This is a genomic window from Zunongwangia atlantica 22II14-10F7, assembly GCF_002094855.1.
Lineage (GTDB): Bacteria > Bacteroidota > Bacteroidia > Flavobacteriales > Flavobacteriaceae > Zunongwangia > Zunongwangia atlantica.
The window spans coordinates 1-1,214 of the sequence record NZ_ARYN01000065.1 but is presented as its reverse complement, the minus strand read 5'-3'; the positions used below and the strand labels follow the sequence as shown (position 1 = coordinate 1,214).

The following is a 1,214-nucleotide window of genomic DNA, read 5'->3' as shown; positions in this document are numbered from 1 at the left end:
TGCGTTTTGGGCAGTAGCCAATACACCTATGTAGAAGCTTCGCCAAGCCAAAAGAAGGAAGATTTTATACGTAGTGTCGAGAATGCACTTTGGTTTTATGGTGGGGTACCCAATGCCCTGGTACCCGATAACCTGAAATCCGCCGTAACTAAAGGGAGCCGTTATGAACCCAAGGTTAACGAGACCTTCTCTGATTTTGCGGAATATTATGAAACCGCAGTACTGCCCACAAGAACATATAAACCAAGGGATAAGGCCATAGTAGAGAACGCTGTACGGATAATATATACCAGGGTATTTGCACCGCTACGCCACCAGACCTTCCATAGCGTTTCAGAAATAAATAAAGCAATACTCGAACTTCTAAAAACACATAATGCAATGTCCTTCCGGGGAAGAGAGTACTCCCGGCGTTCTTTATTCGACGAGGTAGAAAAACAGGAGTTAAAACCCCTACCCTTAAAGCGGTATGAGATAAAAGCCTACGCTAATGGGACCGTGCACAAGAACAGTCATATTTATTTTAGCAAAGACAAGCATTACTATAGCGTACCTTATCAGCACATGGGCAAACGCATCAAGATCATCTACTCCGATAGCCTGGTGGAGATATTCTATAAATTTGAACGCCTGGCCGCACATCCAAGAGAGAAAAGGAAATACGCCTATACTACAGTTAAGGAACATATGCCATCACACCATAGGTTTATAAGTGAATGGAGCTCTGAAAAATTCATCGCCTGGGCAGCTCATATTGGAGTACACTGCAAAGGGTATATCACTGGAATACTGGACAAAAAACAACATCCCGAACAATCCTATAAATCCTGTCTGGGCATACTACACCTGGCAAAAAAAGTAGGGAACCTGCGCCTGGATAATGCCTGTAAGAGAGCTTCTGATTATGGGGCATACAATTATAATATTATTGATCGCATCCTTAAAAAAGGCTGGGATAACCTTGAAGAAAACCTCGAAGAGGAAATAGTACTGCCCGATCACAAGAACATCCGGGGAGGCCATTATTATAAATAGAAAGAAACCATTAAAACCAAGTATATGAATACACAAACCTTAGAACAGATGAAACAATTAAGGCTCCACGGAATGATCAGGGCCTTCAACTCTAGCTTAAGCCCGCAGAGTACGGATTACACCAATGATGAGTTTATAGCTTACCTAATCCAATGCGAATGGGACGATCGCCAGAACCG

Annotated in this window: 1 protein-coding gene; it reads left to right on the top strand. The window is 42.8% G+C overall.

Annotated features, from left to right (window positions below; translation table 11 throughout):
* Positions 1-1,035 (top strand): Mu transposase domain-containing protein (locus tag IIF7_RS20580; RefSeq protein ID WP_084843556.1); only part of this gene is annotated, 1,035 nt, incomplete at its 5' end.
* Positions 1,036-1,214: the final 179 nt, after the last annotated feature.